A 23,438-nucleotide genomic window follows, 5' to 3' on the forward strand; every position below is an offset into this window, starting at 1 on the left:
GCTTGAGTGCGCCGCGCGCCAGGGCTGCATCCCGGCCAACAGCCGGGAACGCAAGTCCAGGAGGAGAGATGATGAGCAAATGCCGGCAGATGCGTGAACTGCTCAAGCGCGCGCGGCCCCTGGTATCGCCGGGGATTTACGACGGCTACAGCGGTCTGCTGGCACAGGCCATGGGCTTCAAGACGGCGTCCACCACGGGCGCGGGCCTGGCCAATTCCCTGTTGGGACAACCCGATATCGGCCTGTTCAGCCTGCGCGACAACGTCGATGCCTGCCGGCGGCTTACCCATGCGCTCGACATACCGCTGATGGCCGACGCCGATACCGGCTATGGCAACGCGGTGACGGTCTACCACGTGGTCCAGTATTTCGAGGAAGCCGGCGTGGTCGGCATCAATATCGAAGACCAGTTCATGCCCAAGCGCTGCGGCGCCATGCGGGGCAAGGAGCTCGTGGAGCCGCTGGAGATGGCCTTGAAGATCGAGGCGGCGCTGAAGGCCAAGAAGGATCCCGACTTCATCATCAATGCGCGCACCGACGCCATCGCCGTCGAAGGCATCGAAGGCACGGTCAAGCGCGTGCGTGAGTATGTCGCGGCGGGCGCCGACATGATCTATCCCGATGCCATTCGCAACGAGGACGACATCCTGCGTGTCCTGGAAGCCGCCGACGGTGTGCCCGTGAATATCAATATGGGCTTCGGCATCCGCCAACGCCCGACGACGCCGCTGATCCCTTTCAAGCGCCTGGGGGAAATGGGCGTGGCCCGCATCAGCTTGCCGCGTTTCCTGCCCGCCGCGGCCTTGCATGGCATGCGCCAGGCCATACTGGCCTTGCAGGAAGGCATACAGGGTGACAGTGTCATCGACCGACCGGATCTGCTGGTCGGCATGCAGGAGATTACCGATCTGGTCGGCTATGAACGCATCGCCGCGCTGGAAAGCGAGCTGCTTTCGGCCGAACAGTTGGAGCGCAAATACCATGAGGGTTCGCGCGATTATGTTGTCAAGGAACACTGATGGACGTTCGCCGCTACGGCCCTTTCCCCTATATTCCCCAACCCGCGCGCCCGCCGTTCAAGTTGCCTGACGGCGCGCGCGTCGCGCTGTGGATAAATCCCAATGTGGAGTACTTCGGCCTGGACGACGTGATGCCCGGCGTGGTCAACGAACGCATTCCGGCGGCGCACGCCAAGATTCCCAATGTGCGCAACTGGTCGGTGCGTGACTATGGCAATCGCGTGGGCGTGTGGCGCCTGATGGACACGCTCAGCCGTTACGGCATCCGGGCCAGTGCGGCGCTCAACAGTGAACTCTGTGATCATCATCCGGAGATCATCGAAGAGGCTGTCCGGCGCGGCTGGGAGTTGATGGGCCATGGCATCACCAATGCCATCCGCTTGAACGAGATGCCGCCCGAGCAGGAACGTGAAGCGATATTCCAGATCGTCGAGCGCATCGAGAAAGCGACGGGCGTGCGTCCGGTGGGCTGGCTGGGGCCGGGGTTGGCGGAGACGTGGAACACCCTGGAGTACCTGTCCGAAGCGGGCGTGAAGTACGTCTGTGATTGGGTCAACGACGATCAGCCGTACACCATGTCGGTGGGACGGCCTTCGATGGTTTCCCTGCCTTATTCCGTGCAGACGAATGACGTGCCGGCGTATTTCGACATGAAGATGTCGGTGCCGGAATTCGAGGCGACCATCAAGCGTACGTTCGACACCTTGTATCGCGAAGGTGAGACGTCTGGCCGGGTCATGGCGATTGCCGTGCATCCCTTCGTCACCGGGCTGCCGCATCGGATCGGCGCGCTGGATTCGGCGCTTGAATATATCTGCAAGCACCCGGGGGTGTGGCTGGCGACGGGCCGCGAGATCGTCGAACACTACCTTGAAAGCGACTTCGCCAAAGCCATGAAAGGGTAGTCCCACCCCCGAAGACGCTATGCGTCTTCCCCCTCAAGGGGGCGCGTCAGCGGACCGGCAGAGCCGGCTCCGCGACGCCCCGCGGTCTAGTGCCGGCGGGCGCCGGCGCCGTGTTGACGCGAGCTGCCTTGGTCCTGGCCGGTGCCCAGTTGGGTCGCGTGGCCGTCCTTCTTGCTGCGATTCTGGGTGTCGCCGTGGCTGTACTGCGTCTCGCGGGGCTGGTCATCGCTGCGGCGGGCTTCCCCCGGGTTGCTTTGCGACATCTGCTGCTGGGACTTGTGCTTCTGCGTCATGGCAATTCTCCTCAAAGAATGACAAGACATGGAGCCCGAAACAGCGGGCTCCAAGCCTGCCAGGAACGCCGCACGCCCCGTGCCCACATCCTCACTTAGAAACTCCGCCCACGCGGGGCGCCGCGGAGCCGGCTTTGCCGGTCCGCCAGCGCGCCCCCTTGAGGGGGAAGGCGCGATGCGCCTTCGGGGGTGGGAATTCCTTCGGTCCGCCGGCGCGCGCCCTTGAGGGGGAAAGGTGCGAAGCACCTTTCGGGGGTGGGAACTCCTCCGGTCCGCCGGCGCGCCCCCTGGGGGGAAGGCGCGTAGCGCCTTCGGGGGGACCTCTACCACTCCCAGTTACTGATTTCGGGCTTATCGATCCCTTCCTGATGAGCATAGGCCATATGCTCGATCAGCCGGTCGCGCAGCCACTCCTTCACATGCGCGCCGACGACATGCAGCTTGGGCACGCGGTCGATGACATCGATGGCCAGGTGGTAGCGGTCCACCTCATTGATCATGGCCAGTTCGAACGGCGTGTTGATATTCCCCCGCTCCTGATACCCATGCACGTGCATATTGTCGTGATTGGCCCGCCGATACGTCAGCTTGTGCACCAAGGATGAGTAGGAGTGGAAATTGAAGATCACCGGCTTATCGCGCGTGAACAGCGAATCGAAATCCCGGTCGCTCAGCCCATGCGGATGCTCCGTATCGGAAACCAGGCGATAAAGATCCACCACGTTGACGAAGCGGATCTTCAGCTCCGGAAACTTCTCCTTCAATATCTTGGTGGCCGCCAGCGCCTCCATCGTCGCGATATCCCCCGCGCACGCCATCACCACATCCGGCTCCGCCCCCTGGTCCGTGCTGGCCCACTCCCAGATGCCGATGCCCTTGGTGCAATGGATCGTGGCACTCTCCATGTCCAGATACTGCAGATGCGGCTGCTTGTCGGCCACGATCACGTTGACATAGTCGCGCGTGCGCAGGCAGTGGTCCGCCACGCTCAGCAGGCAATTCGCATCCGGCGGCAGGTAGATGCGGACCACGGCCGGACTCTTGTTCGCCACCACATCGAGAAAGCCCGGATCCTGATGGGTGAAGCCATTGTGATCCTGGCGCCAGACCAGCGACGTGATCAACAGATTGATCGAAGGCACGGGCGCGCGCCAGTCCAGCTCCGTCTTGGCCTTCTCCAGCCACTTCGCATGCTGGTTGAACATCGAGTCGATCACATGGACGAAGGCTTCGTAGGTGGCGAAGAACCCGTGCCGTCCCGTCAACACATAGCCTTCGAACCAGCCCTCCAGCGTGTGTTCGCTAAGTATCTCCATGACGCGGCCGTCGGGCGCCAAAGCGCCGCCATCCTCGTCCTGCGGCAAGGTCTCCGCCAGCCAGGTCTTGCCGGTCGCCTCGTAGAGCGCATTCAGCTTGTTGCTGGCGGTCTCGTCCGGGCCGAACACCCGGAAATTGGTCATGTTCCGCCGCATGACGTCACGCAGGAACCCACCCAGCACCGCCGTTGGCGACACATTGGACGCGCCGGGCGCGCGCACCGGCACCCCATAGTCCTTGAAGGGCGGCAGATCCAGGTCGCGCCGCAACAGGCCGCCGTTGGCGTGCGGATTGGCGCTGATGCGGCGGTCGCCCCGCGGCGCCAGCGCACGCAGGGCCGCGACCGGGGCGCCGTCCTCATCGAACAATTCCTCCGGCCGATAACTCTTCAACCATTCCTCCACCACCCGCAGGCTGCCGCGGTTGGTGGCGGGGTCGGCCACCGGCACCTGATGCGCGCGCCAGGAGCCTTCCACCTTGTGCCCGTCCACCGTCTTCGGACCCGTCCATCCCTTGGGTGAGCGCAGCACGATCATGGGCCAGCGCGGCCGGCCGCTCAGACCGCCTTCGCGCGCGCGGCGCTGGATGGACTGGATTTCATCGATGCACGCATCGAGCGTGGTGGCCATCTGCTGGTGCATGCGCGTGGGGTCATCGCCCTCGACGAAATAGGGCTTGTGGCCGTAGCCGACCAGCAAGGCTTCCAGCTCCTCGTGCGGAATGCGTGCCAGGATGGTGGGGTTGGCGATCTTGTAGCCGTTCAGGTGCAGGATGGGCAGCACCGCGCCATCGTGAACCGGATTGAGAAATTTGTTCGAGTGCCAGGACGCGGCCAGCGGGCCGGTTTCGGCTTCGCCGTCGCCGACCATGGTCGCGACGATCAGGTCCGGGTTGTCGAACGCCGCGCCATACGCATGTGAAAGGCTGTAGCCCAGCTCGCCGCCCTCATGGATGGACCCCGGCGTCTCGGGCGTGCAATGCGAGCCTATGCCGCCAGGGAAGGAGAATTTCTGGAACAGGCGTTGCATGCCTGCTTCGTCGAGGGAACGGTCCGGATAGACCTCGGAATAGCGGCCTTCCAGCCACGCGCACGCCAGCGACGCCGGCGCGCCATGGCCGGGGCCCGATATGAACAGCACGTTCAGATCCCGCAGGCGTATCAGGCGGTCCAGATGCACCAAGGTGAACGATTGACCTGGCGAGGAGCCCCAGTGGCCCAGCAGGCGGTTCTTCAGGTGCTCCGGCTTGAGCGGCTGGCGCAGCAGTGGATTGGCGCGCAGATAGATCATGCCCGCCGCCAGATAATTGGAGGCGCGCCAATAGGCGTCCATCAGGCGCAGCTCTTCTTCTGATAAAGGCCGCCCACCCCCTACCGCGCTACGCGCGGCCCCCTCAAGGGGGCGGCCCTGGCGGCCCGGCGAAGCCGGCTCCGCTGGGCCCCCGATGGGCCCGGGGGCCTGCGTGTGACGGGGCTCGTCTGTTGCGGGGGATGTTGAGTGCGTCACATCGGTCATCGGAGCTGCTCCCTTGGGTTGGTGCCGCGCGCCCGCGGCCGTTTATCGCTTACGTGCCTGCAGCCCCCTGCGCGGGCTGCCAGTGGGCCAGGTCGCCGATGCGCTCCAGGGTCAGGTCCGGCGACGGATAGCGGGCATTGCCGGCCGTATCGAGGGCATAGTGGCCCTGGCGCACAAAGATGGTGGTGACGCGGGCCCCCCAGGCCTGCTTGACCGCGGTTAGCAGGGCCAGTTTGTCGTCGACCATGACGTAGTGGCGGGCCGGCTGGGCCCGTTCGATCTGAGCCAGCATGTGCTGCTTGTGGACATAGATGTAGACCCGCTCCGCCACCGCGGCCGCCAGGCCGGCGCCACGGATCTTGTGGGGCTGGTAGACGGCGTCGCCGTCCGAAAGGATGATGGGGCGGCCCCAGCGTTGCAGGTTGCCGATGGCATCCAGGGCGCCGTCGAACACCGCGCCGGCGAAGGGATATTCAAGCAGAAAGCGGGAGAGGTCGGGCAGCAGCAGGTCGTTGCGGCCCGGCTGGCGCAGGGCCTGGACCGCGCCCAGGTAGTCGGCGTAACCGTGGCGGCTGCGCAGGTCTTCGTAGCGCTGCCAGTAGGTATGGTTGCCCTCCGCGCCCAGCGTTGCCGTCAGGTGATGACGCAGGTCCGCCTGCAGGCGGTCGTTGTCGAACAAGGTGTTGTCGACATCGAGCAGAAAGACACGATCGGGGATAGTGTTCATCGGCATCATCGGAGGCAAGGCCAGGCTCTCGCCGGATAGGCGGCCCCACCATTTACCCAAGACCCATTAGTGCGCGAAGGGCCATTGTGGCAGAGTTTGCCTGGCCAAATGTGTCAGATTGCTTGCCCCCCGTTGAAAGACGCCATCTCGGCCGGGGCGGCCGGTTCGGTTCGCAGCCACGCTTCTACCGACTCAAGCAGGGCGGCCAGTTCCTGCTGCACATTTTCCACAATCGCGGCATCGGCAGGCCCGTCGTCGATGTCGGCCAGTTGCCTCTGAGCGCGCGCGCAGGCGTCCATCAGGGCCTGCGCGTCGATCATGCGCGCGACCCCGAGCACGGCGTGCACGGCGCCATCCATGACCACCGGTTCGCCGCTTTCCGCGGCCGAGCGCAGCTCGCGCACGTCATGGCGGCCGGACCGCAGCAGTTCCTCGAACATCGCCCGGTTGCTCGACGCATTGCCGCCGCACAGATGGTCGATGGCGAGCGGATCGAACAGCAGGCCGTGGCGCCATGGCGATCCCAGCGTGCTCAGGCGGGGCATATGGGTGCGCAGGTTGTTGCGCAGGGTGTCCAGGCCCACCGGCTTGAACAGGCAGGCATCCATGCCCGAAGCGCGGCAGCGCTGCACCTCCTCCTGCCGCGCGTTGGCGGTATAGGCAAAGATCACGCAGCGCGGTCCATCGGCGGTTTCCGCGGCGCGGATGCGGCGTGCCAGCGTGTGGCCGTCGCCGTGGGCCATATTGCAGTCGGTCATCACCAGGTCGTAGGCGCCGGGCCGCCAGGCACGCCAGGCCTCGTTGCCGCTGTTGGCCTGGATCACGCGATGGCCCAGATGTTCCATCTGTTTCCGCAGCAGCATGCGGTTGGGGGCATTGTCATCGACGATGAGGACGTGCAATGACACCGCATGCTCGGGTTCGGCGGGCCTGGCGGCGTCATCCTGCTCCGGCAGGTCCTGGCGCGTGGCCTCGAACGAGAAGCCCACTTCCGTGCCCAACCCCGGCGTGCTGTTCAGGTGGATTTCACCGCCCATCAGCTCCACCAGCTTGCGCGCGATGCACAGGCCCATGCCGGTGCCGCCCAGGGTACGCGCGCCTTCCCGGGTTTGCGTGAAGGGCTGGAACAGCAGGCGCTGGTCTTCCTCGCTGATGCCCGCGCCGGTATCCGTCACCAGCACGTCGATGGCGCAACGCGACTCTGTCACCGGCCGCGTGGCCAGGCGCACTTCGACCTGGCCGGCGGAGGTGAACTTGACGGCATTGCTGACCAGATTGGAAAGCACCTGCTTGAAACGGGTGGGATCGATCAACACGTGGTCGGGCTGGCCCGCCATGATGGTGAGCTTCAGCGCGATGCCTTTGCTGCGGGCGACGCAGTCGAACATCTGCTGCACCGACTCCGCCAGCTGCGTCAGGCTGACGCGCTCGGGCAGCAGCTCCAGACGATCCGATTCGATTTTCTCGATGTCCAGGATGTTGCCCACGATGGCAAGCAGCGCCTGCGTCGAGGTATAGGCCACGGTGACGTAGTCTTTCAAGGCACTGTCGTCATCGCCCTTCAGCGCCAGTTCCAGCATGCCGGCGATGGCGTTCATCGGCGTGCGGATCTCGTGGCTGGCGGTGACGAGGAATTCCGTCTTGGCGCGATTGGCCGATTCCGCCAGGTCCTTGGCCGCCTGCAATTCATTGAGCAGCCGCACGCGGTCGGACACGTCGATCCAGCCGCCGATGATGCCGGCGATGCCGCCCGCCGAGTCGTTATAGGGCAACACCCAATGGTGGATGCGCCGGCGTGAGCCGCGCACCAGTCCTTCGCGGTCGGCGAAGATGGCGCGGCCTTCGCGCAAGGCTTCGCTGTAGATGGCCTGATAGCGGTGCTCGTCTTCCGGCGTGATGAACTCGATGTCGGCGTCCTTCAGCGTCTTGTTCATCACCTGCTCGCGGGAGACGGCGAACTCTTCGAGGTAACGCTGATTGCAGGCGACCAGGCGGCTTTGCGTATCGCGCACGTAGATGGCGTAGGGCGTGCCATTGATCAGCACGCGCATGAATTCGAGCTGGTCGTTCAGCGCTCGTTCGGCGCGCTGACGTTTGCGTATCTGTCGGCGCAAATAGCCGTTCCACGCCACCAGCAACAAGCCCAGCACCACCGCCGTGCCCAGCAGGCGGCGCAATTGCTGGCTATGCGTGGTGGGCGGGGCAATTAGAGTTTCCTGGGTCGCGCGCCAGCGATGGATCAGGGTCGCCGTTTCCTTCGGTGTCAGGCTGAGCAGTGCCTTGTCGATGATGCCCTGCAACAGCGGCTGGGCATTGGTCACGGCCAGGCCCAGGCTGGCCGCTTCATTCGACAGATGGCCGCCGATACGCAGATTGCTGGCGTAGCCGTGCGCCAAGGCATATTTGGCGCGCAGTTCGACCAGCACGGCGGCATCCGTCCAGCCATCGACGACCGAGTCCAGCGCCGCCTGGTCGCTATCCATGCGCACCAGCACGATGTCCGGATAGTGCTCGGCCAGCCAGGCCTCGCTGCTGCTGCCCGCCACCACGGCCAGGTGTTTGTCGATCAGGCTGTCGGCCGGGATGTCCCGATTGGAACTTCCCTGGCGGACCAGCAGCACGTCGCCGTTGCTGACGAAAGACCGGCTTGTCTCGTAAGCCGGATCGTCGAAGGTCGCAAGGTCGACGGGCGCGAGCACGTCGAATTGCTCCGCTGGCCAGCGTGCTGACGCGTTGCGGGCGTTATCGACGTAGGTGACATCGAGGTGCAAGCCGGTGCGGCGCGCGATGGCCGCCAGGAATTCATAAGCGAGCCCGGGATCGTGGCCGCTGTCCTCGCCGTCCTGCATGGCCGAGGCGGGTTCCGCCAATGCCACCTTGATCGTGGCGTGCGTCTTCAGCCATTGCGCTTCTTCGGCCGTCAGCGGCAAGGGGCGCGGTTGCGTGCTCAGCGCGCTGAATGCCCAACAGCGCAGGTCATCCGTGCCGTGATCGGCGAAGACGCGCACGATCGTGTCGTACAGGTTGGCCAGCAGATTGTCGTCGACCGGCGGCGCGTCGCTCGCCTCGGCATAGCCGCTGCTCTGCGGCTCGCCTTTGGGTGCCAGCCGCAGTTGCGGCGCGTTCCCTGCGGGAGCGCTGCAGTGCGTGCTGTCGATGACTGCGTGCCTGCGCGATGGCTGCGGCTCGACCAGGGTGCCGGCGTGCGCCTGGCCGCCGCCTTGCGTCAGCAGGGGCATGCCCAGGGTCAGCGCCAGGGCCGAGGCCACTGCCGCGCGGCGCACCGTGAGCCTGGGCAAGCTGAACGAGACGCGCGCCGCCATGGCTTCAGACCAGACCGTTGCGGCGCGCCATGTCCGTCAATTCCAGCAGGGACGTGACGTTGAGCTTTTCCAGCAGGCGCGTCTTGTAGGTGCTGACGGTTTTCTCGCTCAGCATCAGCGTGGCGGCAATGGTCTTGTTGAGCGCGCCGCGCGCAAGATGCTGCAGCACCACCAGTTCACGATCAGACAGCAGCCGGATCAGTGCCGCTTCACCGCCGGTGCCCTCCGCTGAAGGCCGCATCGCTACGCTGGGGAAGTAGGTGTTGCCTTGCATCACGGCCTTGGCGGCGCCGATCAGCTCGGTCAACTCCTTGCCCTTGTAGACGAAGCCCGCCGCGCCCGCATGCAGGCAACGCGCTGCAAGGTGCTCGGGGTTTGTGCGCTGAGCACCACGATGCGCGGCGCGCGCTGCTCGTCATCCCCGCGCAAGCGGGAGATCACCATCAGGCCGTCCATTCTTGGAATGCCGATGTCGAGCACAATGAGATCCGGTTGATATTGGCGGGCTGCACTCAACGCATCCACGCCGGAGCCAGCTTCGGCCACGACCTTCCAGCCGTTCTGTTCGAAAAGGGTCTTGACGGCAAACCGGATCATGGGATGGTCGTCAACGATCAAGACGCTGCCTGCGTTTTGCACGGGTTATTCCAGGTAAGAGAAATCGGAAAAATCGCGGGGCAGTATACGAAGCCTGTTTGGCGTGGGACATGAGACTTCGCCCATCGAAGTTGCAGAACGGATACTTATTGCGTCAGGGTGAAAGTCGTTTGGTGTCCAAGCGTTTCTGGGGCGTCTGTATCCCCGAGATGAGCGGCAAAATAAATAAAAAAAAGACCACGATGAAAAATCCATCGTGGTCCAAGCTCGTGTGTATCGCCCAAAGGATTGAGATCCAATCCCTCCGCTACGGGCGCTGTAGAGGCTTAGCACGCCTCGCGCCTGTCGCTCTTTGCCTGTGTCAAATTGATTCTCTGATTTTTGACTTTTTCGAGCTTGATGCAACGATTTCGTGCGGTATTTCTCGGGAATATACAAACCCTTAGCGAAAGCTTAATGAAGGCGCGCACTTAAGCTTTGCAACCTCAATGTATGTCTATTGCAAAGCTTTGCGCTGTGTTGATTAATGACCTCTCATCCATGTGATGTAGCTCAAAACGATCGCATCGACTTGTGCCACGAGCGCGCGAGTCATGCTATAGAGTGGCTGAGCAAAATAAGCGGGGGGAAACGATGGAGCTATACATGGCGGTCGCCGATGGATATCGGCTGGCCCTGGATGTAGAGCGCGCGGATAACGACCAGTACGAGTGGTTGATCTACATCGCGATGTCGCGTGAGGCCGGCAAGGGCACCTTGGTCGATCGTGGCTCGCATTACGCCGCGGCGAGTGCCGCGGCCGCGGCGGGGATGCGTGCATTGGAGCGCTACACCGACGAAAAACGCATCACCGTCCTGCGGCCTGCCCGCCCGCGCACGGGCCCGGCGCTGTCAGGCGCCTAGCGCCCCTGACTGGCGTTCAACTGCTCGAGCCGCGCCCCTCCTTGGCGTTCCAGCATCCAGCCTGGGTATTCCGCGGGTAGCGCGCTGACGCGATCCAGCATCGCCCGTTCGTCGCTGCTTAAGCGCAGTTGTGTCGCGTTTATATTGTCGTGCAATTGCTCAAGCCGCTTTGCGCCGATGATCACCGAGGTCACTACCGGTTGGTGCAGCAACCAGGCGAGGGCGACCTGCGCGACGGATACGCCGTGCGTTTGAGCCACCCCGCGCATCGCGTCGACGCAGTCATAAGCGCGCTCGCGATTTACCGGAGGGAAGTCGAAGCTGACGCGCCGGCTGCCGCTTTCGGTCTGCGTGTCGCGGCCATACTTGCCGCTGAGCAGGCCGCCGGCAAGGGGACTCCACACCATCAGGCCCACGCCTTCACTCTTGAGCATGGGCACCAGTTCGCGTTCGAGGTCGCGGCCCGCGATGGTGTAGTAGGCCTGCAGGGATTCGAAGCGCTCCAGACCAAGGCGCTGCGAGATGCCCAGCGCCTTGGCGATCTGCCACGCGGCCCAGTTGGATACGCCGATGTAGCGCACGTGGCCATGCCGGACCAGGGTGCTCAGCGCATCCAGGGTCTCTTCGATGGGTGTCGCGGGATCGAAGCCATGAACCTGATAGAGATCGAGGTGGTCCAGTTGCAGGCGGCGCAGGCTTTGCTTCACGCTGTCCAGGATGTGAACGCGCGACAGGCCGCGTGAGTTCACGCCGCGCGTACCGGTTTCGCCGAATACCTTGGTGGCGACGATCACGTTTTCGCGGGGTACCTTGAGGTTCTTCAAGGCCTGGCCGGTGAGTTCCTCCGAGCGGCCGTTGGCATAGACGTTGGCGGTGTCGATGAAGTTGATGCCCGCGTCCAGCGCGGCGCCGACGATACCGTCCACGTCCTGCTGTTCCAGATTGCCGATCTGGCCCCAGATGCCGTCGGACCCGCCGAAGGTCATGGTGCCCAGGCAAAGCTCGGAAACGAACATGCCGGTGCTGCCGAATTTCTTGTATTGCATGAGATCACTCCTGGACGTGTCGCGGCGCGGTGCGCGGCAGTAGCCGCGCCCGTGGGCGAAGAATGTTTGGGGGGGAAGCGAGGTTCAGTATGAGCTTGGGCGTGCGCAAGTGGGTGCCCGATCCTCCTTGATTCTTGCCTGATTCTGCAAAGGTCGGCGAGATCCCGGGGCCGTGGGATGCGACAGTGGCGTCAAGGCGATATAGTTCTCTTGCCGTTTTATCCAGGAGTGCCCGATGGCATTTCACGCCACACTAGACGATCTGCCTTATCAGATACCCGCGTCGCGCGACACCGCCACGCCGCGCGACGTCCTTGCCCGGCAGGAGTTGCTGACCCTGGTCGCGCGCCATGCCGGCGACCAGCTGGAAGGTTCGGTGCTCACCGCCGTGCCGGGTCTGCATCTGCATCGGCTGATGTGCGAGTGCGGTCCGCGCCATACCATTCAGAATCCCATCCTGTCGGTCATCGCGCAGGGCGGCAAGAAGCTGCTGGTGGGCGAGGATGTGCATGAGTACGATCCCTTCCACTACATGGTGTCGTCAGTGGATCTGCCCGTGGTCGGCAAGGTGCGCGTGGCCAGTCCGACCGAGCCTTACCTGGGGCTGCGCCTGGACCTGGACGTCGAAGAGATCGGCGCGTTGATTCGCGACGAGCATCTGCCGCCGCCCGGGGCCGGCGAGGCGCCGCGAGGCGTGCATGTGCATCCGCTGGGCACGCCCATGCTGGATGCGGTGTTGCGGCTGGTGCGCCTGCTGGATACGCCGGAAGAGATCGCCATCCTGGCGCCGCTGATCAAGCGGGAGATTCTCTATCGATTGCTGGTCAATGGCCAGGGCCTGGCGTTGCGGCAGACGGCGCTGCAGGATAGCCATACGCAGCGTATCGCGCGTTCCATCGAGCAGATGCGCAATGGCTATGACCAGCCGCTGCGGGTCGATGAGATGGCGCGTGATGCGCACATGAGCGTGTCGTCGTTCCATCACCACTTCAAGTCGGTGACGGCGATGAGCCCGTTGCAGTTCCAGAAGCAGCTGCGGCTGCAGGAAGCGCGGCGTCTGATCTTCATGGGTGACGGCGATGTCGCCGTCGTGGCGCGCCAGGTCGGCTACGAAAGCCCGTCCCAGTTCAGCCGCGAATACAGCCGCCTGTTCGGCACGCCGCCGATGCGGGATAAACGCCGCTGGCGGACCGCACCCGTGCCGGAGGCAATGCCCGCGTAGCCCGCGCCGCGCTCCGCGCGGCAAAAGAAAAAGACCTGTGCAATGCACAGGTCTTTTCGATCCGGGGCACAGCGGAGCCGGCTTTGCCGGTCCGCCAGTGCCGCCCCCTGGGGGGCCGCGCTCCGCGCGGTACGGGGGGGCTTTATTTCACTCGCTGCTTCTCAAGCTTGCGGGCCAGGGTCCTGCGGTGCATGCCAAGCCGGCGGGCGGTTTCGGAGATGTTGAAGCCGGTCTCGGCCAGCATCTCGTGGATACGCTCCCATTCCAGGGTCTTTATGGACGTGGGGCGCTCCGTCACGGTGACACCCGTATCTCCTTCAGCGCGCTCGAAAGCCTGCTCGATATCGTCGGTGTTGGACGGCTTGGCCAGATAGTGGCAGGCACCCAGCTTGATCGCCTCCACCGCGGTGGCGATGCTGGCATAGCCGGTCAACACCACGATGGTCATCTCGGGATCATGCGCGTGCAAAGCCTGCACGCAGGCCAGCCCCGTCGCTTCACCCTTCAGCTTCAGGTCGACCACCGCATAGTCCGGCGCATGCTGTTCCAGCAACGCCTGGACGTTTTCCACGCTGGTTGCGTGCAGCACCGTATAACCGCGGCGTTCGAAGGAACGGCCCAGGGTGCGGGCAAAGGCTTCGTCGTCCTCGACGATAAGCAGCAGACGACCCGTACCCGATTGCACCAATGGCTCAGCTTGCATCGACCTTATCCTCGCGTCCATCCTGATCGCCGTCCTGCTCGTCACTCACGTCCGGCGTCTCGTCATCGTCCAGCGTCAAGGCCGCGAGCGGTAGGGTCAAGGTTACCATCGCGCCCCCCTGCGGCAGGTTCTTGGCCCACACACGGCCACCCAAAGTGCGTGCCACGTTGACCACCAGGAACAGGCCCAGCCCGCCGCCTGGCCGGCCCTTGCTCGATTGGTAGGGCTTGCCCAGCTGCGCCAGCATGGCGGCGGGAAAGCCCGGCCCCCGGTCCGTCACGATCAGCGTCAGATCCGCGCCGGCGCGGGTTACCCGCAGGCCAACCCATTCGGGCGAGGCTTCCAGCGCGTTATCCAGGACGTTGCCTATCATCTGCTTCAAGGCCGAGTCCGAGATGATGCGCAGGTCCTGGCCGAAGTCGTTGTGATATTCCAGGGTGGCGCCAAGCCGGGTCTCGCGCCATTCGATGATGAGATCGTCCAGGAAGGTACGCACGGTGGTTTCCACTGGCGCTTCGCCGCGCGCTTCGCCCGCCGACAGCAGAATGCCGCTGACGATGGACTTGCAGCGCAATACCTGGGTCTGCATCTCGCTGATTTCCTGGGTCAGCTCCGGATCGTCGGCGAAGGCCGGCATGCGGCGCCAGTCGCCCAGGATCACCGCCAGGGTGGCCAGCGGCGTGCCCAGCTCGTGCGCCGCGCCGGAGGCCAGCAGGCCCATGCGGACGATGTGTTCTTCTTCGGCCGCACGCTGGCGCAGGTCCGCCAGGTGGGCATCGCGCGCGCGCAGGTTGTGGCTGATACGGCTGACGAACACCACCAGCAGCACCGCGTTGATGGCGAAGCACACCAGCATGCCCTGGATGTACAGGCTGGCCACGCCGCTGGCATGGTCCAGCGGCAAGGGCAGGGGACGCGCCGCCAGCGCCAGGCCGCCGATGCAGCACAAGGCCACGGCGACCAGGGTCCAGGTGCTCCAGCTCTTGAGCAGCATGGCGCCCAGGGTGACCTGCATCAGGTACAGGAAGACGAAGGGATTGGTGGCCCCGCCGCTCAGGTACAACTGGGCCGTCAGCATGCCGACGTCCACCAGCATGGACACGAACAGTTCGCCGTTGGTGACTTCCGGATAGACGCGCAGGCGCAGCATGCTCACCGCGTTGAACGCCACCAGGCAGCCCAGCACGGCCAGCATGTAGTTCAGCGGCAGCTTTACGTCAAAGCCCAGATAGACGACATAGATGGTGATCAACTGCCCCAGCGCCGCGATCCAGCGCAGCTGGACCAGCTGGTGCATGTTCTTGTGGCCGGTGCTGTCGAACCGCCCACGGGCCGTGTCGTCGGCCGACCCGGCGCCCGCCGCGGCCGCGTGCGACACCAGGGGCGGGGTGTCGTCGCCCAGCGGGGGAATCGGCGGGGCCGATATGGGAGGGCCAACAGAGGGCATCTTCGCTATCTCCATGCGCGCGAAGTTACGCGCCTAGTCCTTGGCAATACCACGGCGGCGTTCATCGCGCACGACGTAGACCGCCCCGATGATGACCATCAGCGCCATGCCATACCAGGTGATGGCATAGACCAGGTGGCTGTTTGGGAATTTGATGATCGTCAGTCCGCCGACCGGCGCGGCGGCGGAGGCGCCCGGCGCCGCATCGGCGTCGACGAAGTAGGGCGCGACTTGTGCGGCGGGCAGCCCGCGCTGCGCCGCGATGGCGGCGACGTCGCGCGAGAACCAGCGGTCGGCCGCCGGCTCGTTCTTGCGCAGGAAACCGCCGCCTGGTTCGCTGATGCGGAGCAGACCCGTGACCGGTCCGGCGGCGGGCGCGGCGCGGGGCGCCTGGCGCTGGTCGGCCGCGATGTAGCCGCGATTGACCAGCACGATGTTGCCGTCGGCCAGGCGCAGGGGCGTCAGCACCCAGAAACCGCTGCCCAGGTCGGTAACGGCCTGGACCAGGGTGTCCTTGTCGGCGATCCAGGCGCCGTCCAGGCTGACGCGGCGGTACTCGTCGCTGTCGGCGGTGACACGCGGCCAGTTCGCGGGGCCCGGGGCCGGCGTGGGCGCGGCATGCACGCGCTGGTCGACGCGGGCGATCAGGTCGAGCTTCCAGGCCCGGCGCTGGACTTGCCACGTGCCCAGGGCGCAGAAGACGGAGAAGAGAATGATGCCGATCAGGGCCAGGCAGACCAGGCTGGTGGTGCTGCGGTGGCGACGTGGCGAGGAGGAGGGCGAAACCATGTGGAGCAAGGCCTGGCGACAGCAGATGAAAAAAAAGCCCCACCAGCATAACCGGTGGGGCTGCGCAAACACCCTGTATCAGGAGGTCTGCATGTCGTGCATGTTCATGTGCGGCATCATGTTGACGTTCATGTGGTACATGACCCACAAGGAACCCGCCAGGGTGATGACCACCAGAACGATGGTGAAGATCAGCGCCAGCATGTTCCAGCCGCCTTCCGACTTCGCGTTCATGTGCAGGAAGTACACCATGTGAACAATGATCTGGATGGCGCCCAGGCCAAGTATGATCATGGCCGTGGTGCTGGAGCTCTCGAAGACCTTGCCCATCACCAGCCAGAACGGAATCACGGTCAGGATGACGGCCAGAACGAAGCCGGTCATGTAGCCGCTGAAGGTGCTGTGGGCGGCGGGATCGTCGTGATCGTCGTGGCCGTGGCCGTGGTGGTCGTGTGCGGTAGCGGAATGGTTGCTCATGGCAGCACTCCCATCAGATAGACAAAGGTGAAAACGCCGATCCAGACGACGTCCAGGAAGTGCCAGAACATCGACAGGCACATCACGCGACGGCGGTTTTCCGGAATCAGGCCATGCTTGCCGATCTGAATCATCAGCGTGATCAGCCACACGATACCGAAGGTGACGTGCAGACCGTGCGTGGCCACCAGGGCGAAGAAGGACGACAGGAACGCGCTCTTCTGCGGACCGTAGCCTTCATGGATCAGGTGGTTGAACTCATACAGTTCCAGCCCGATGAAGATCGCACCCAGGATGCCGGTAACCAGCAACCAGGCCTGCACGGCGCCGATACGGCCCTTGCGCATTTCGATCATGGCGAAGCCATAGGTGATCGAAGACAGCAGCAGCATCGACGTGTTGACCGCCACCAGGGGCAGGTCGAACAGCTCGGCGCCCGTGGGGCCGCCGGCGTAGCTGCGGCCCAGCACGCCGTAGGTGGCGAACAGGCAGGCGAAGATGAGGCAATCGCTCATCAGGTACACCCAGAAGCCCAGCAAGGTGCCGTTCTGCGGGTGGTGTTCTTCTTTGCAGTAGAAGTTCAGCTCGCCCGACGTGGCGCCGGGCTGCTGGATGGCGTGTGTATTAGACATGGTTGGCGAGCAGGCGAGTACGTTCAGCTTCGACTTGGGCCACTTCCTCTGCAGGAATGTAGTAGTCGCGCTTGTAGTTGAAGGTGTGGTAGATCGCGCCGAGGATCAGGGCAGCGAACGACACCACTGCGGCGAGCCACATATGCCAGATCATGGCGAAACCGAAAGCGGTGCTCAGGCCGGCCAGGATGATGCCGGCGCCGGTGTTGGCGGGCATGTGGATCGGCAGGAAACCACTCAGGGGACGCTTGGCGCCACGTTGCTTCATCTGCCACCAGGCATCACCGTCATGGATCTGCGGGGTGAAGGCAAAGTTGTAGTTGGGCGGGGGCGACGAGGTCGACCATTCCAGCGTACGGCCGAGCCAGGGATCGCCCGTCTCGTCGCGCAGCTTCTTGCGGTCGCGGATGCTGACGAAGATCTGCATCAGGAAGCTGCCGATGCCCAGGGCAATCAGTGCGGCACCGACCGCGGCGATCTGGAACCAGATCTGCAGCGTGGGATCCTCGAAGTGGCTCAGGCGACGCGTGATACCCATCAGGCCCAGGACGTACAGGGGCATGAAGGCGACGTAGAAGCCGACGAACCAGAACCAGAACGAGCACTTGCCCCAGAAGTCATTCAGCTTGAAGCCGAAGGCCTTGGGGAACCAGTAGTTGATGCCGGCGAACATGCCGAACACGACGCCGCCGATGATCACGTTGTGGAAGTGAGCGATCAGGAACAGGCTGTTGTGCAGCACGAAGTCCGCGGGAGGCACGGCCAGCAGCACGCCGGTCATACCGCCGATCACGAAGGTGATCATGAAGCCGATCGTCCACAGCATCGGCACTTCAAAGCGGATGCGGCCGCGGTACATCGTGAACAACCAGTTGAATATCTTCGCCCCTGTTGGGATGGAGATGATCATGGTTGTTATGCCGAAGAAGGAGTTGACGCTGGCGCCGGACCCCATCGTGAAGAAGTGATGCAGCCAGACCAGGTAGGACAGCACGGTGATAACGACCGTGGCGTACACCATGGAGGTGTAGCCGAACAGGCGCTTGCTGCTGTAGGTCGAGACCACTTCGGAGAACACACCGAAGGCCGGCAGGATCAGGATGTAGACCTCGGGGTGACCCCAGATCCAGATCAGGTTCACGTACATCATCGGGTTGCCGCCGAGATCGTTCGTGAAGAAGTTGGTGCCGACGTAGCGGTCCAGCGACAGCAGGGCCAGCACGGCGGTCAACACCGGGAAGGCAGCGACGATCAGGACGTTGGTACACAGGGAGGTCCAGGTGAAGACGGGCATCTTCATCATGGTCATGCCCGGGGCGCGCATCTTGATGATGGTCACCAACAGGTTTACCCCTGATAACAATGTCCCGACCCCTGCCACCTGCAAGGCCCATATGTAGTAATCCACCCCCACGTCCGGACTGGACTGGATACCTGACAGCGGCGGCATGGCCAGCCAGCCGGTGCGCGCGTATTCGCCGACAAACAGCGAAATCATGGTCAGCACGGCGCCGCCGGTGGTCATCCAGAAGCTGAAGTTGTTCAGGAAGGGGAAGGCCACGTCGCGGGCGCCGATCTGCAGCGGCACGACGAAGTTCATCAGGCCCGTCACCAGCGGCATCGCCACGAAGAAGATCATGATCACGCCGTGGGCGCTGAAGACCTGGTCGTAGTGGTGCGGTGGCAGGAAGCCGGCGTTATCGCCGAAGGCCATGGCCTGCTGCGCACGCATCATGATGGCGTCGCCGAAGCCGCGCAGCAGCATGACGATGGCCAGCACGATGTACATGATGCCGATTTTCTTGTGGTCGATGCTGGTGAACCATTCGCGCCACAGATAACCCCAGACCTTGAAGTAGGTCAGGAGAGCAAGCAGCGCCACGGCGCCCAGGGCGACGACAGCGAACGTGCCCACCAGGATGGGTTCGTGATAGGGAATCGAGTCGAGCGAAAGTCGACCGAATAGCAGTTTAGTTATGTCTAGATGATCAGGCATCGTTGTTCCCGTAGCGGCGGGCCGCTAGGCGAAAAATCTGTCGGATGGCCGGGTTACAGCACTTTGTTTTCAAGCACGCCAGCACCGGTGGGGTTGCTGGAGGTGCAGATGCTGCCCAGGTATTCGCGGGCGGAAAGGTCGTTTTTAGCGAGGCTATAGCGACCCGGCAGACCCTTGTTGGCCCGCTGGTCCATGGCCATCTGGTCCTTCATGCACGTCTGTCCCGGAAGCACGCAACGGTTCAGGACGGCGTCGTACAGGTCGGCCGCGACCTTGCCATAGCGTTGCACGGGAACGCGCTCGCTGGGCTTGTCCAGTTCCACGTAGGTGGGGCGATCCAGCATGTTGCCGCCATCACGCGCCTGTTGCACCCACTTGTCGAAGTCACCGGTGGGCATGCCATAGAACTTGAAGCGCATGCCCGAGAAACCGGCGCCGCTGAAGTTCGACGACATGCCGTCATACGTGCCCGCCTTGTTGATCACGGCGTGCAGCTGCGTCTCCATGCCCGGCATCGTATAGATCATGCCAGCCAGGGCGGGCACGAAGAATGCGTTCATGACCGTCGTCGACGTCAGCTTGAACTGAATCGGGCGGTCGACCGGCGCGGCCAGTTCGTTGACCGTGGCGATGCCTTGTTCCGGGTAGATGAACAGCCACTTCCAGTCCATCGAGACCACTTCGACTACGAGCGGCTTGACGTTGGTGGGCAGTTCCCGGCCTTCGGACAGACGATCGAGCGGACGGTAGGGGTCCAGTCGGTGCGTACTCACCCAGGTGATGGCGCCGAGCGCGATGATGATGATCAGCGGAGCTGACCAGACCATCAGTTCGATGCGGGTGGAGTGGTTCCATTCCGGGTCGTAATCCGGATTATTGGCCTTCGCGCGGTAACGATACGCAAATACCAACGTAAGGATTATTACTGGAATGATGATCACCAACATCAGAATCGTGGATATGATGATCAGGTCGCGCTGCTGGACCGCTATGTCCCCGGACGGAGACAGCAGAACGGCATTACAGCCGCCCAATAGTAGGGTGGCAGCTAGGAGGGGGAGCAGGAGTAATCCGCGTGGGGGCTTGTTTGGAGGCATTGCGGTGAGACGAGACAAGGGCGCAAATTATGGAAAATAACGCGAAATGTACGCTCATTGATGCGCTGCGCAAAGTGGACATTTTGTCCAATGGCATCGCATGGCAGAGAGAGCGGTCCGTTCAAGGGCCGCTGAAGTTTAGCCCGAATCGGGAGGCAGCATGATGTCGACAGATACGTTGGACTATAACGAAACCCCGCCGTCGGACTCTCAGAACGACGCTCACACGGGCAGGGGCGGGTACCAAGGACACTCTGAAGTCGCGCCTGGCGAGATCGCCATCGGGGTCATTATTGGGCGAGCCTCGGAATATTTTGACTTCTTTGTGTACGGAATTGCTTCCGTACTGGTCTTCCCAAAAGTATTCTTCCCTTATCTGCCGCCATTAGACGGCATGTTGATGGCATTTGTGCTGTTCTCCTTCGCTTTTATCGCACGCCCCTTCGGGACGTCGATATTCATGGCGATTCAACGGAGATGGGGACGTAGCGTAAAGCTGACACTGGCCCTCTTTCTGCTGGGCACGGCGACAGCAGGGATTGCATTTGTCCCTGGTTATTCTTCATTGGGGACACACGCAATCGTCCTGCTGGCCATCTTCCGGGTGGTGCAAGGCGTGGCGACCGGCGGCTCCTGGGACGGCCTGCCGTCCTTGCTGGCCTTGAACGCGCCGGCGCACAAGCGGGGTTGGTACTCGATGATCGGCCAGCTGGGCGCCCCGATCGGCTTCCTGCTCGCTGGCGGACTGTTCCTGTACCTGCACAGCACGCTCAGCCTGGATGACTTCCTGGACTGGGGCTGGCGCTTCCCCTTCTATGTCGCCTTCGCCATCAACGTCGTGGCCCTGTTCGCCCGGCTGCGGCTGGTGATGACCGACGAGTACACGCGCCTGCTCGAAGAAGGTGAGCTCAAGCCGGTCGGCACGTTTGTCATGTTCAAGGGCCAGGGCTACAACATTTTCCTGGGCGCGTTCGCCAGTCTGGCCAGCTATGCGCTGTTCCACCTGGTGACCATCTTCCCCTTGTCATGGTTGTCGTTGCAGTCGACGCAGTCGGTCAACTCCATCTTGACGGCGGAACTGTTTGGCGGCGTCCTGGCCATGGTGGGGACCATCATGTCGGGCTGGATGGCTGACCGGTTCGGGCGGCGCAACACCTTGGGTGGGCTTGCCTGTCTGATTGGTCTGTTCGCCTTGGCCACGCCCTGGCTGCTCGACGGGGGCTCTTCGGCGCAGGATGCGTTCATCATCATCGGGTTCTTCCTGCTGGGCCTGTCCTATGGCCAGGCGGCGGGGACCGTGACGGCCAACTTCACGCGCCAGTTCCGCTACACCGGCGCAGCGTTGACGTCCGATTTCGCCTGGTTGGTGGGGGCTGCCTTTGCCCCGCTGGTGGCCTTGAGCCTGTCGTCGCACTTCGGGGTGGTGGCAGTCAGCGCCTACCTGCTGTCGGGCGTGGTCTGCACCCTGTTGGCCCTGCGTATCAATCGCGCCCTGGAAACCCGGGCGGATTGAGGGAGTCCCGTCCGGGGTCTGTGCCCCGGCGGTGCTCCTGGCGACGGTCGCGCCTCGCGGTGCGCATCGCTCAAATAAAATCCCCGGCCTCGGCCGGGGATTTTTTAATTCGCGCACACATCAATATATATAGACAGGGTCGAACGCCGGCCGGATCGCTCCCAGGCGGGAAAGCACGCTCTCGCCATTGCCGGCAGCGCCGTCGCCAAGTGATACCCCAGGCGGCGGGTCCAGTTTGCGGGCATGGGAGCAGAGCCAGCCGGCCGTGACGATGGCCAGCACGGCGACGCCGTGATACAGGACGATTTGATAGCGGAACCGGGCCTTCGACCAGCGATGCATACCGTCTCCCTTTCCCCGGACGGAGCCAGGGCCCCCCCTATTTAACCCGAGTCGCGGCCATTCGTCATTGGGGGCTGCCCGGAGGCGTCCCCCTGTTCCCAGCCCAGGCCCAGGCTCTTCTGCAGGGAAACGAAATCGTCCAGCAGCTCGGCCTGACCGGCGACCACGTCCTGCTGGGCGGCGAATTCGGTGCGCTGGGTGTCGAGCAGATCGATCAGCGTGGCGGTACCCGCCCGATAGCGCTGCCGCGTCAGATCCGCTGCTCGTTGGGCCGAAACCTGGACCAGGCGCAGGCGATCCAGGTGTTCACGCTGGTGGCCGTAGCGCGACAGGGCGCCATTGGCGTCCTGCAAGGCTTGCAGGACCGTATGCGCGTACTTGGCCCGGGCTTCGTCGCGGGCGGCTTCGGCGGCATGGATGGCGCCTTGGGTGCGGCCGAAATCCAGCACGTTCCATTGCAGATACGGCACGCCGACCCACGAGAAGTTGCTCTTGCGCAACAGATGACCAGGCTCGTCGGCGCTGAATCCCAAGGTGCCGAACAGCGAAACCTTAGGGAAAAGGTCGGCGGTGTGCTCGCCGATCTGGGCGTTGGCGGATGCCAGGCGCCGTTCGGCCGCGCGGATGTCGGGTCGGCGCCGCAGCATGGTGGCGGGGTCGCCGACCCGCACTTCGGCGGGCAGGGCCGGCAGCGCGCCGGACGGCGCCAGAACATGATCCAGTTGACCGGGCTCCTGCCCGGTCAACACGGCCAGGCGATCCAGCGATTCACTGATCTGTTCGTCCAGGGGCACCAGCGTGGCGCGCGTGGTCTGGACCTGCGTGGTCAGACGCTCGACATCGACATCGGCCGCCGTGCCCGCGGCGCGGCGTTGCAAGGTCAGGTCCAGCGAGTGTTGCTGCAGGTCCGCCGACGCCTGGGCCAGGCGCAGGCGTTGTTGCTGGTCGCGCAGGCCCACATAAGCCTGGGCCACTTCCGCCGCCAGCGATACCTGGGTGTCGGCCAGATCGGCGTCGACCGCGTCGGCCTCCGCGGACGCGGCCTCGACCGCGCGGCGCTTGCCGCCGAACAGGTCCAGTTCCCAGGAGGCGTCGAAGTCAGCGGTGTACAGCGTCAAGGGGCCGCCGGTGCCGGCAGTGCTGTCCGGCGTGTTGGTGCGCAGCACGGCCGTGGTGGCCGAGCTGGTCGGCATCTGATTGGCTTGTTGCTGGCGCAGTTGCGCGCGCGATTGCCGCAGCCGGGCCTGCGCCGCGTGGATGTCGGGGTTGTGCGCCAGGGCGGCGTCGATCAGGGCATTCAGTTGCGCGTCGCCGAGCGCACGCCACCACTGCGCGGGCGTATTCGCCGCAACGGTGGTGGTCGCGACACCGGCCGCGGACTGGCGGACAAAGGCTTGCGCGTGGCTGGCCTTGGGCGCGGCGTCGGGCGCGCCGGCGTAGTCGGGGCCCACCGCGCAGCCGGCCAGGATCAGGGATACAAGCAGGGCGGGGAGCAGTCGCGGCGCTTGGTGGGCACGGGCGACACGCGCGAGGGACGATAGGGTGGGGCGTGAGGACTTCATGGCATTCATTGCGG

The 23,438-nt window shown here is 64.0% G+C and carries 21 protein-coding genes; 5 read left to right on the top strand and 16 right to left on the bottom strand.

From position 1 onward, the window contains the following. Positions 1–68 precede the first annotated feature (68 nt). Positions 69–1,019 (top strand): oxaloacetate decarboxylase, encoded by a 951-nt coding sequence (locus ASB57_RS29825; protein WP_156414322.1) that lies wholly within the window; start codon positions 69–71, stop codon positions 1,017–1,019. Beyond that, positions 1,019–1,924: a polysaccharide deacetylase family protein gene (locus ASB57_RS29830; protein ID WP_057655733.1), complete on the top strand. Its 906-nt coding sequence runs from the start codon at positions 1,019–1,021 to the stop codon at positions 1,922–1,924. The genes ASB57_RS29825 and ASB57_RS29830 overlap by 1 nt, the downstream gene beginning before the upstream one ends. Before the next feature lie 86 nt (positions 1,925–2,010). Here ASB57_RS29830 and ASB57_RS29835 read toward each other — a convergent pair whose 3' ends face one another. The 6 genes from ASB57_RS29835 to ASB57_RS31705 all read right to left on the bottom strand — a co-directional run bounded on the left by ASB57_RS29835 (position 2,011) and on the right by ASB57_RS31705 (position 9,737). Beyond that, the gene (locus ASB57_RS29835) at positions 2,011–2,217 is read right to left on the bottom strand and encodes a hypothetical protein (protein WP_057655735.1); all 207 of its coding nucleotides are present in this window, start codon (positions 2,215–2,217) and stop codon (positions 2,011–2,013) included. 323 nt (positions 2,218–2,540) lie between these two features. Continuing rightward, entirely contained in the window at positions 2,541–4,979 is a 2,439-nt protein-coding gene (locus tag ASB57_RS29840; RefSeq protein ID WP_255362046.1) for a phosphoketolase, read from the bottom strand. Positions 4,980–5,097: 118 nt separating this feature from the next. Further along, on the bottom strand, positions 5,098–5,775 hold the full coding sequence (locus ASB57_RS29845) for an HAD family hydrolase (protein ID WP_057656554.1): 678 nt from the start codon (positions 5,773–5,775) through the stop codon (positions 5,098–5,100). Between the two features lie 113 nt (positions 5,776–5,888). Then, entirely contained in the window at positions 5,889–9,098 is a 3,210-nt protein-coding gene (locus ASB57_RS29850; protein WP_057655736.1) for an ATP-binding protein, read from the bottom strand. Between the two features lie 4 nt (positions 9,099–9,102). Beyond that, positions 9,103–9,405 carry a response regulator transcription factor gene (locus ASB57_RS31700; protein ID WP_231755295.1) on the bottom strand — a complete coding sequence of 101 codons (303 nt, stop codon included), beginning with the start codon at positions 9,403–9,405 and terminating at the stop codon, positions 9,103–9,105. Beyond that, on the bottom strand, positions 9,402–9,737 hold the full coding sequence (locus ASB57_RS31705; protein ID WP_231755296.1) for a response regulator transcription factor: 336 nt from the start codon (positions 9,735–9,737) through the stop codon (positions 9,402–9,404). The genes ASB57_RS31700 and ASB57_RS31705 overlap by 4 nt, the downstream gene beginning before the upstream one ends. 603 nt (positions 9,738–10,340) lie before the next feature. On the opposite strand from ASB57_RS31705, the gene ASB57_RS29860 reads away from it, so the two are divergent. Then, on the top strand, positions 10,341–10,598 hold the full coding sequence (locus ASB57_RS29860; RefSeq protein ID WP_057655738.1) for a hypothetical protein: 258 nt from the start codon (positions 10,341–10,343) through the stop codon (positions 10,596–10,598). On the opposite strand, the gene ASB57_RS29865 is transcribed toward ASB57_RS29860, so the two are convergent. Continuing rightward, the gene (locus ASB57_RS29865) at positions 10,595–11,644 is read right to left on the bottom strand and encodes an aldo/keto reductase (RefSeq protein ID WP_057655740.1); all 1,050 of its coding nucleotides are present in this window, start codon (positions 11,642–11,644) and stop codon (positions 10,595–10,597) included. The two genes, ASB57_RS29860 and ASB57_RS29865, sit on opposite strands and share 4 nt — an antisense overlap. A gap of 235 nt (positions 11,645–11,879) precedes the next feature. Here ASB57_RS29865 and ASB57_RS29870 point away from each other — a divergent pair, with 235 nt between their 5' ends. Then, positions 11,880–12,866, top strand: coding sequence for an AraC family transcriptional regulator (locus tag ASB57_RS29870; RefSeq protein ID WP_057655742.1), 987 nt, complete (start codon positions 11,880–11,882; stop codon positions 12,864–12,866). Positions 12,867–13,008: 142 nt separating this feature from the next. Here the strand turns inward: ASB57_RS29870 and ASB57_RS29875 are convergent, their stop codons facing one another. The 7 genes from ASB57_RS29875 to cyoA form a co-directional block, all read right to left on the bottom strand. Next, on the bottom strand, positions 13,009–13,569 hold the full coding sequence (locus ASB57_RS29875; RefSeq protein WP_197424904.1) for a response regulator transcription factor: 561 nt from the start codon (positions 13,567–13,569) through the stop codon (positions 13,009–13,011). Continuing rightward, a complete protein-coding gene (locus ASB57_RS29880; RefSeq protein ID WP_082621942.1) occupies positions 13,559–15,016 on the bottom strand; it encodes an ATP-binding protein in 1,458 nt (485 codons plus the stop codon). The genes ASB57_RS29875 and ASB57_RS29880 overlap by 11 nt, the downstream gene beginning before the upstream one ends. Before the next feature lie 33 nt (positions 15,017–15,049). Continuing rightward, positions 15,050–15,805, bottom strand: coding sequence for an SURF1 family protein (locus tag ASB57_RS29885; protein WP_057655744.1), 756 nt, complete (start codon positions 15,803–15,805; stop codon positions 15,050–15,052). Positions 15,806–15,883: 78 nt separating this feature from the next. After that, positions 15,884–16,282 carry a cytochrome o ubiquinol oxidase subunit IV gene (cyoD, locus tag ASB57_RS29890; protein ID WP_057655746.1) on the bottom strand — a complete coding sequence of 133 codons (399 nt, stop codon included), beginning with the start codon at positions 16,280–16,282 and terminating at the stop codon, positions 15,884–15,886. After that, entirely contained in the window at positions 16,279–16,941 is a 663-nt protein-coding gene (gene cyoC / locus ASB57_RS29895; RefSeq protein ID WP_231755508.1) for a cytochrome o ubiquinol oxidase subunit III, read from the bottom strand. Before cyoC ends, cyoD begins: the two co-directional genes overlap by 4 nt. Then, positions 16,907–18,910, bottom strand: a complete 2,004-nt coding sequence (gene cyoB / locus ASB57_RS29900) for a cytochrome o ubiquinol oxidase subunit I (protein WP_057655749.1) — start codon at positions 18,908–18,910, stop codon at positions 16,907–16,909. The genes cyoC and cyoB overlap by 35 nt, the downstream gene beginning before the upstream one ends. A gap of 53 nt (positions 18,911–18,963) precedes the next feature. Next, complete coding sequence (gene cyoA, locus ASB57_RS29905; protein WP_057655751.1) at positions 18,964–20,007, bottom strand: ubiquinol oxidase subunit II; 1,044 nt, start codon at positions 20,005–20,007, stop codon at positions 18,964–18,966. Positions 20,008–20,170: 163 nt separating this feature from the next. Here cyoA and ASB57_RS29910 point away from each other — a divergent pair, with 163 nt between their 5' ends. Then, entirely contained in the window at positions 20,171–21,520 is a 1,350-nt protein-coding gene (locus ASB57_RS29910; RefSeq protein WP_082622101.1) for an MFS transporter, read from the top strand. Between the two features lie 120 nt (positions 21,521–21,640). Here the strand turns inward: ASB57_RS29910 and ASB57_RS29915 are convergent, their stop codons facing one another. Continuing rightward, complete coding sequence (locus ASB57_RS29915; RefSeq protein ID WP_057655755.1) at positions 21,641–21,862, bottom strand: hypothetical protein; 222 nt, start codon at positions 21,860–21,862, stop codon at positions 21,641–21,643. Positions 21,863–21,903: 41 nt separating this feature from the next. Further along, a complete protein-coding gene (locus ASB57_RS29920) occupies positions 21,904–23,433 on the bottom strand; it encodes an efflux transporter outer membrane subunit (protein WP_082621944.1) in 1,530 nt (509 codons plus the stop codon). Between the last annotated feature and the right edge of the window lie 5 nt (positions 23,434–23,438).

The sequence above is a fragment of the Bordetella sp. N genome (genome assembly GCF_001433395.1).
Taxonomy (GTDB): Bacteria; Pseudomonadota; Gammaproteobacteria; order Burkholderiales; family Burkholderiaceae_B; genus Bordetella_C.

What these genes read in the sequence shown, in the direction of transcription:
- ASB57_RS29860 (WP_057655738.1), top strand. Translation starts at nt 10,341, where the DNA reads ATGGCGGTCGCCGATGGATATCGGCTGGCCCTGGATGTAGAGCGCGCG.
- ASB57_RS29885 (WP_057655744.1), bottom strand. Translation starts at nt 15,805, where the DNA reads ATGGTTTCGCCCTCCTCCTCGCCACGTCGCCACCGCAGCACCACCAGC.
- ASB57_RS29865 (WP_057655740.1), bottom strand. Translation starts at nt 11,644, where the DNA reads ATGCAATACAAGAAATTCGGCAGCACCGGCATGTTCGTTTCCGAGCTT.
- cyoA (WP_057655751.1), bottom strand. Translation starts at nt 20,007, where the DNA reads ATGCCTCCAAACAAGCCCCCACGCGGATTACTCCTGCTCCCCCTCCTA.
- ASB57_RS29835 (WP_057655735.1), bottom strand. Translation starts at nt 2,217, where the DNA reads ATGACGCAGAAGCACAAGTCCCAGCAGCAGATGTCGCAAAGCAACCCG.
- ASB57_RS29825 (WP_156414322.1), top strand. Translation starts at nt 69, where the DNA reads ATGATGAGCAAATGCCGGCAGATGCGTGAACTGCTCAAGCGCGCGCGG.
- ASB57_RS29845 (WP_057656554.1), bottom strand. Translation starts at nt 5,775, where the DNA reads ATGAACACTATCCCCGATCGTGTCTTTCTGCTCGATGTCGACAACACC.
- ASB57_RS29870 (WP_057655742.1), top strand. Translation starts at nt 11,880, where the DNA reads ATGGCATTTCACGCCACACTAGACGATCTGCCTTATCAGATACCCGCG.
- ASB57_RS29880 (WP_082621942.1), bottom strand. Translation starts at nt 15,016, where the DNA reads ATGCCCTCTGTTGGCCCTCCCATATCGGCCCCGCCGATTCCCCCGCTG.
- cyoB (WP_057655749.1), bottom strand. Translation starts at nt 18,910, where the DNA reads ATGCCTGATCATCTAGACATAACTAAACTGCTATTCGGTCGACTTTCG.
- cyoD (WP_057655746.1), bottom strand. Translation starts at nt 16,282, where the DNA reads ATGAGCAACCATTCCGCTACCGCACACGACCACCACGGCCACGGCCAC.
- ASB57_RS29920 (WP_082621944.1), bottom strand. Translation starts at nt 23,433, where the DNA reads ATGAATGCCATGAAGTCCTCACGCCCCACCCTATCGTCCCTCGCGCGT.
- ASB57_RS29915 (WP_057655755.1), bottom strand. Translation starts at nt 21,862, where the DNA reads ATGCATCGCTGGTCGAAGGCCCGGTTCCGCTATCAAATCGTCCTGTAT.
- ASB57_RS29850 (WP_057655736.1), bottom strand. Translation starts at nt 9,098, where the DNA reads ATGGCGGCGCGCGTCTCGTTCAGCTTGCCCAGGCTCACGGTGCGCCGC.
- ASB57_RS29875 (WP_197424904.1), bottom strand. Translation starts at nt 13,569, where the DNA reads ATGCAAGCTGAGCCATTGGTGCAATCGGGTACGGGTCGTCTGCTGCTT.
- ASB57_RS29830 (WP_057655733.1), top strand. Translation starts at nt 1,019, where the DNA reads ATGGACGTTCGCCGCTACGGCCCTTTCCCCTATATTCCCCAACCCGCG.
- ASB57_RS29910 (WP_082622101.1), top strand. Translation starts at nt 20,171, where the DNA reads ATGTCGACAGATACGTTGGACTATAACGAAACCCCGCCGTCGGACTCT.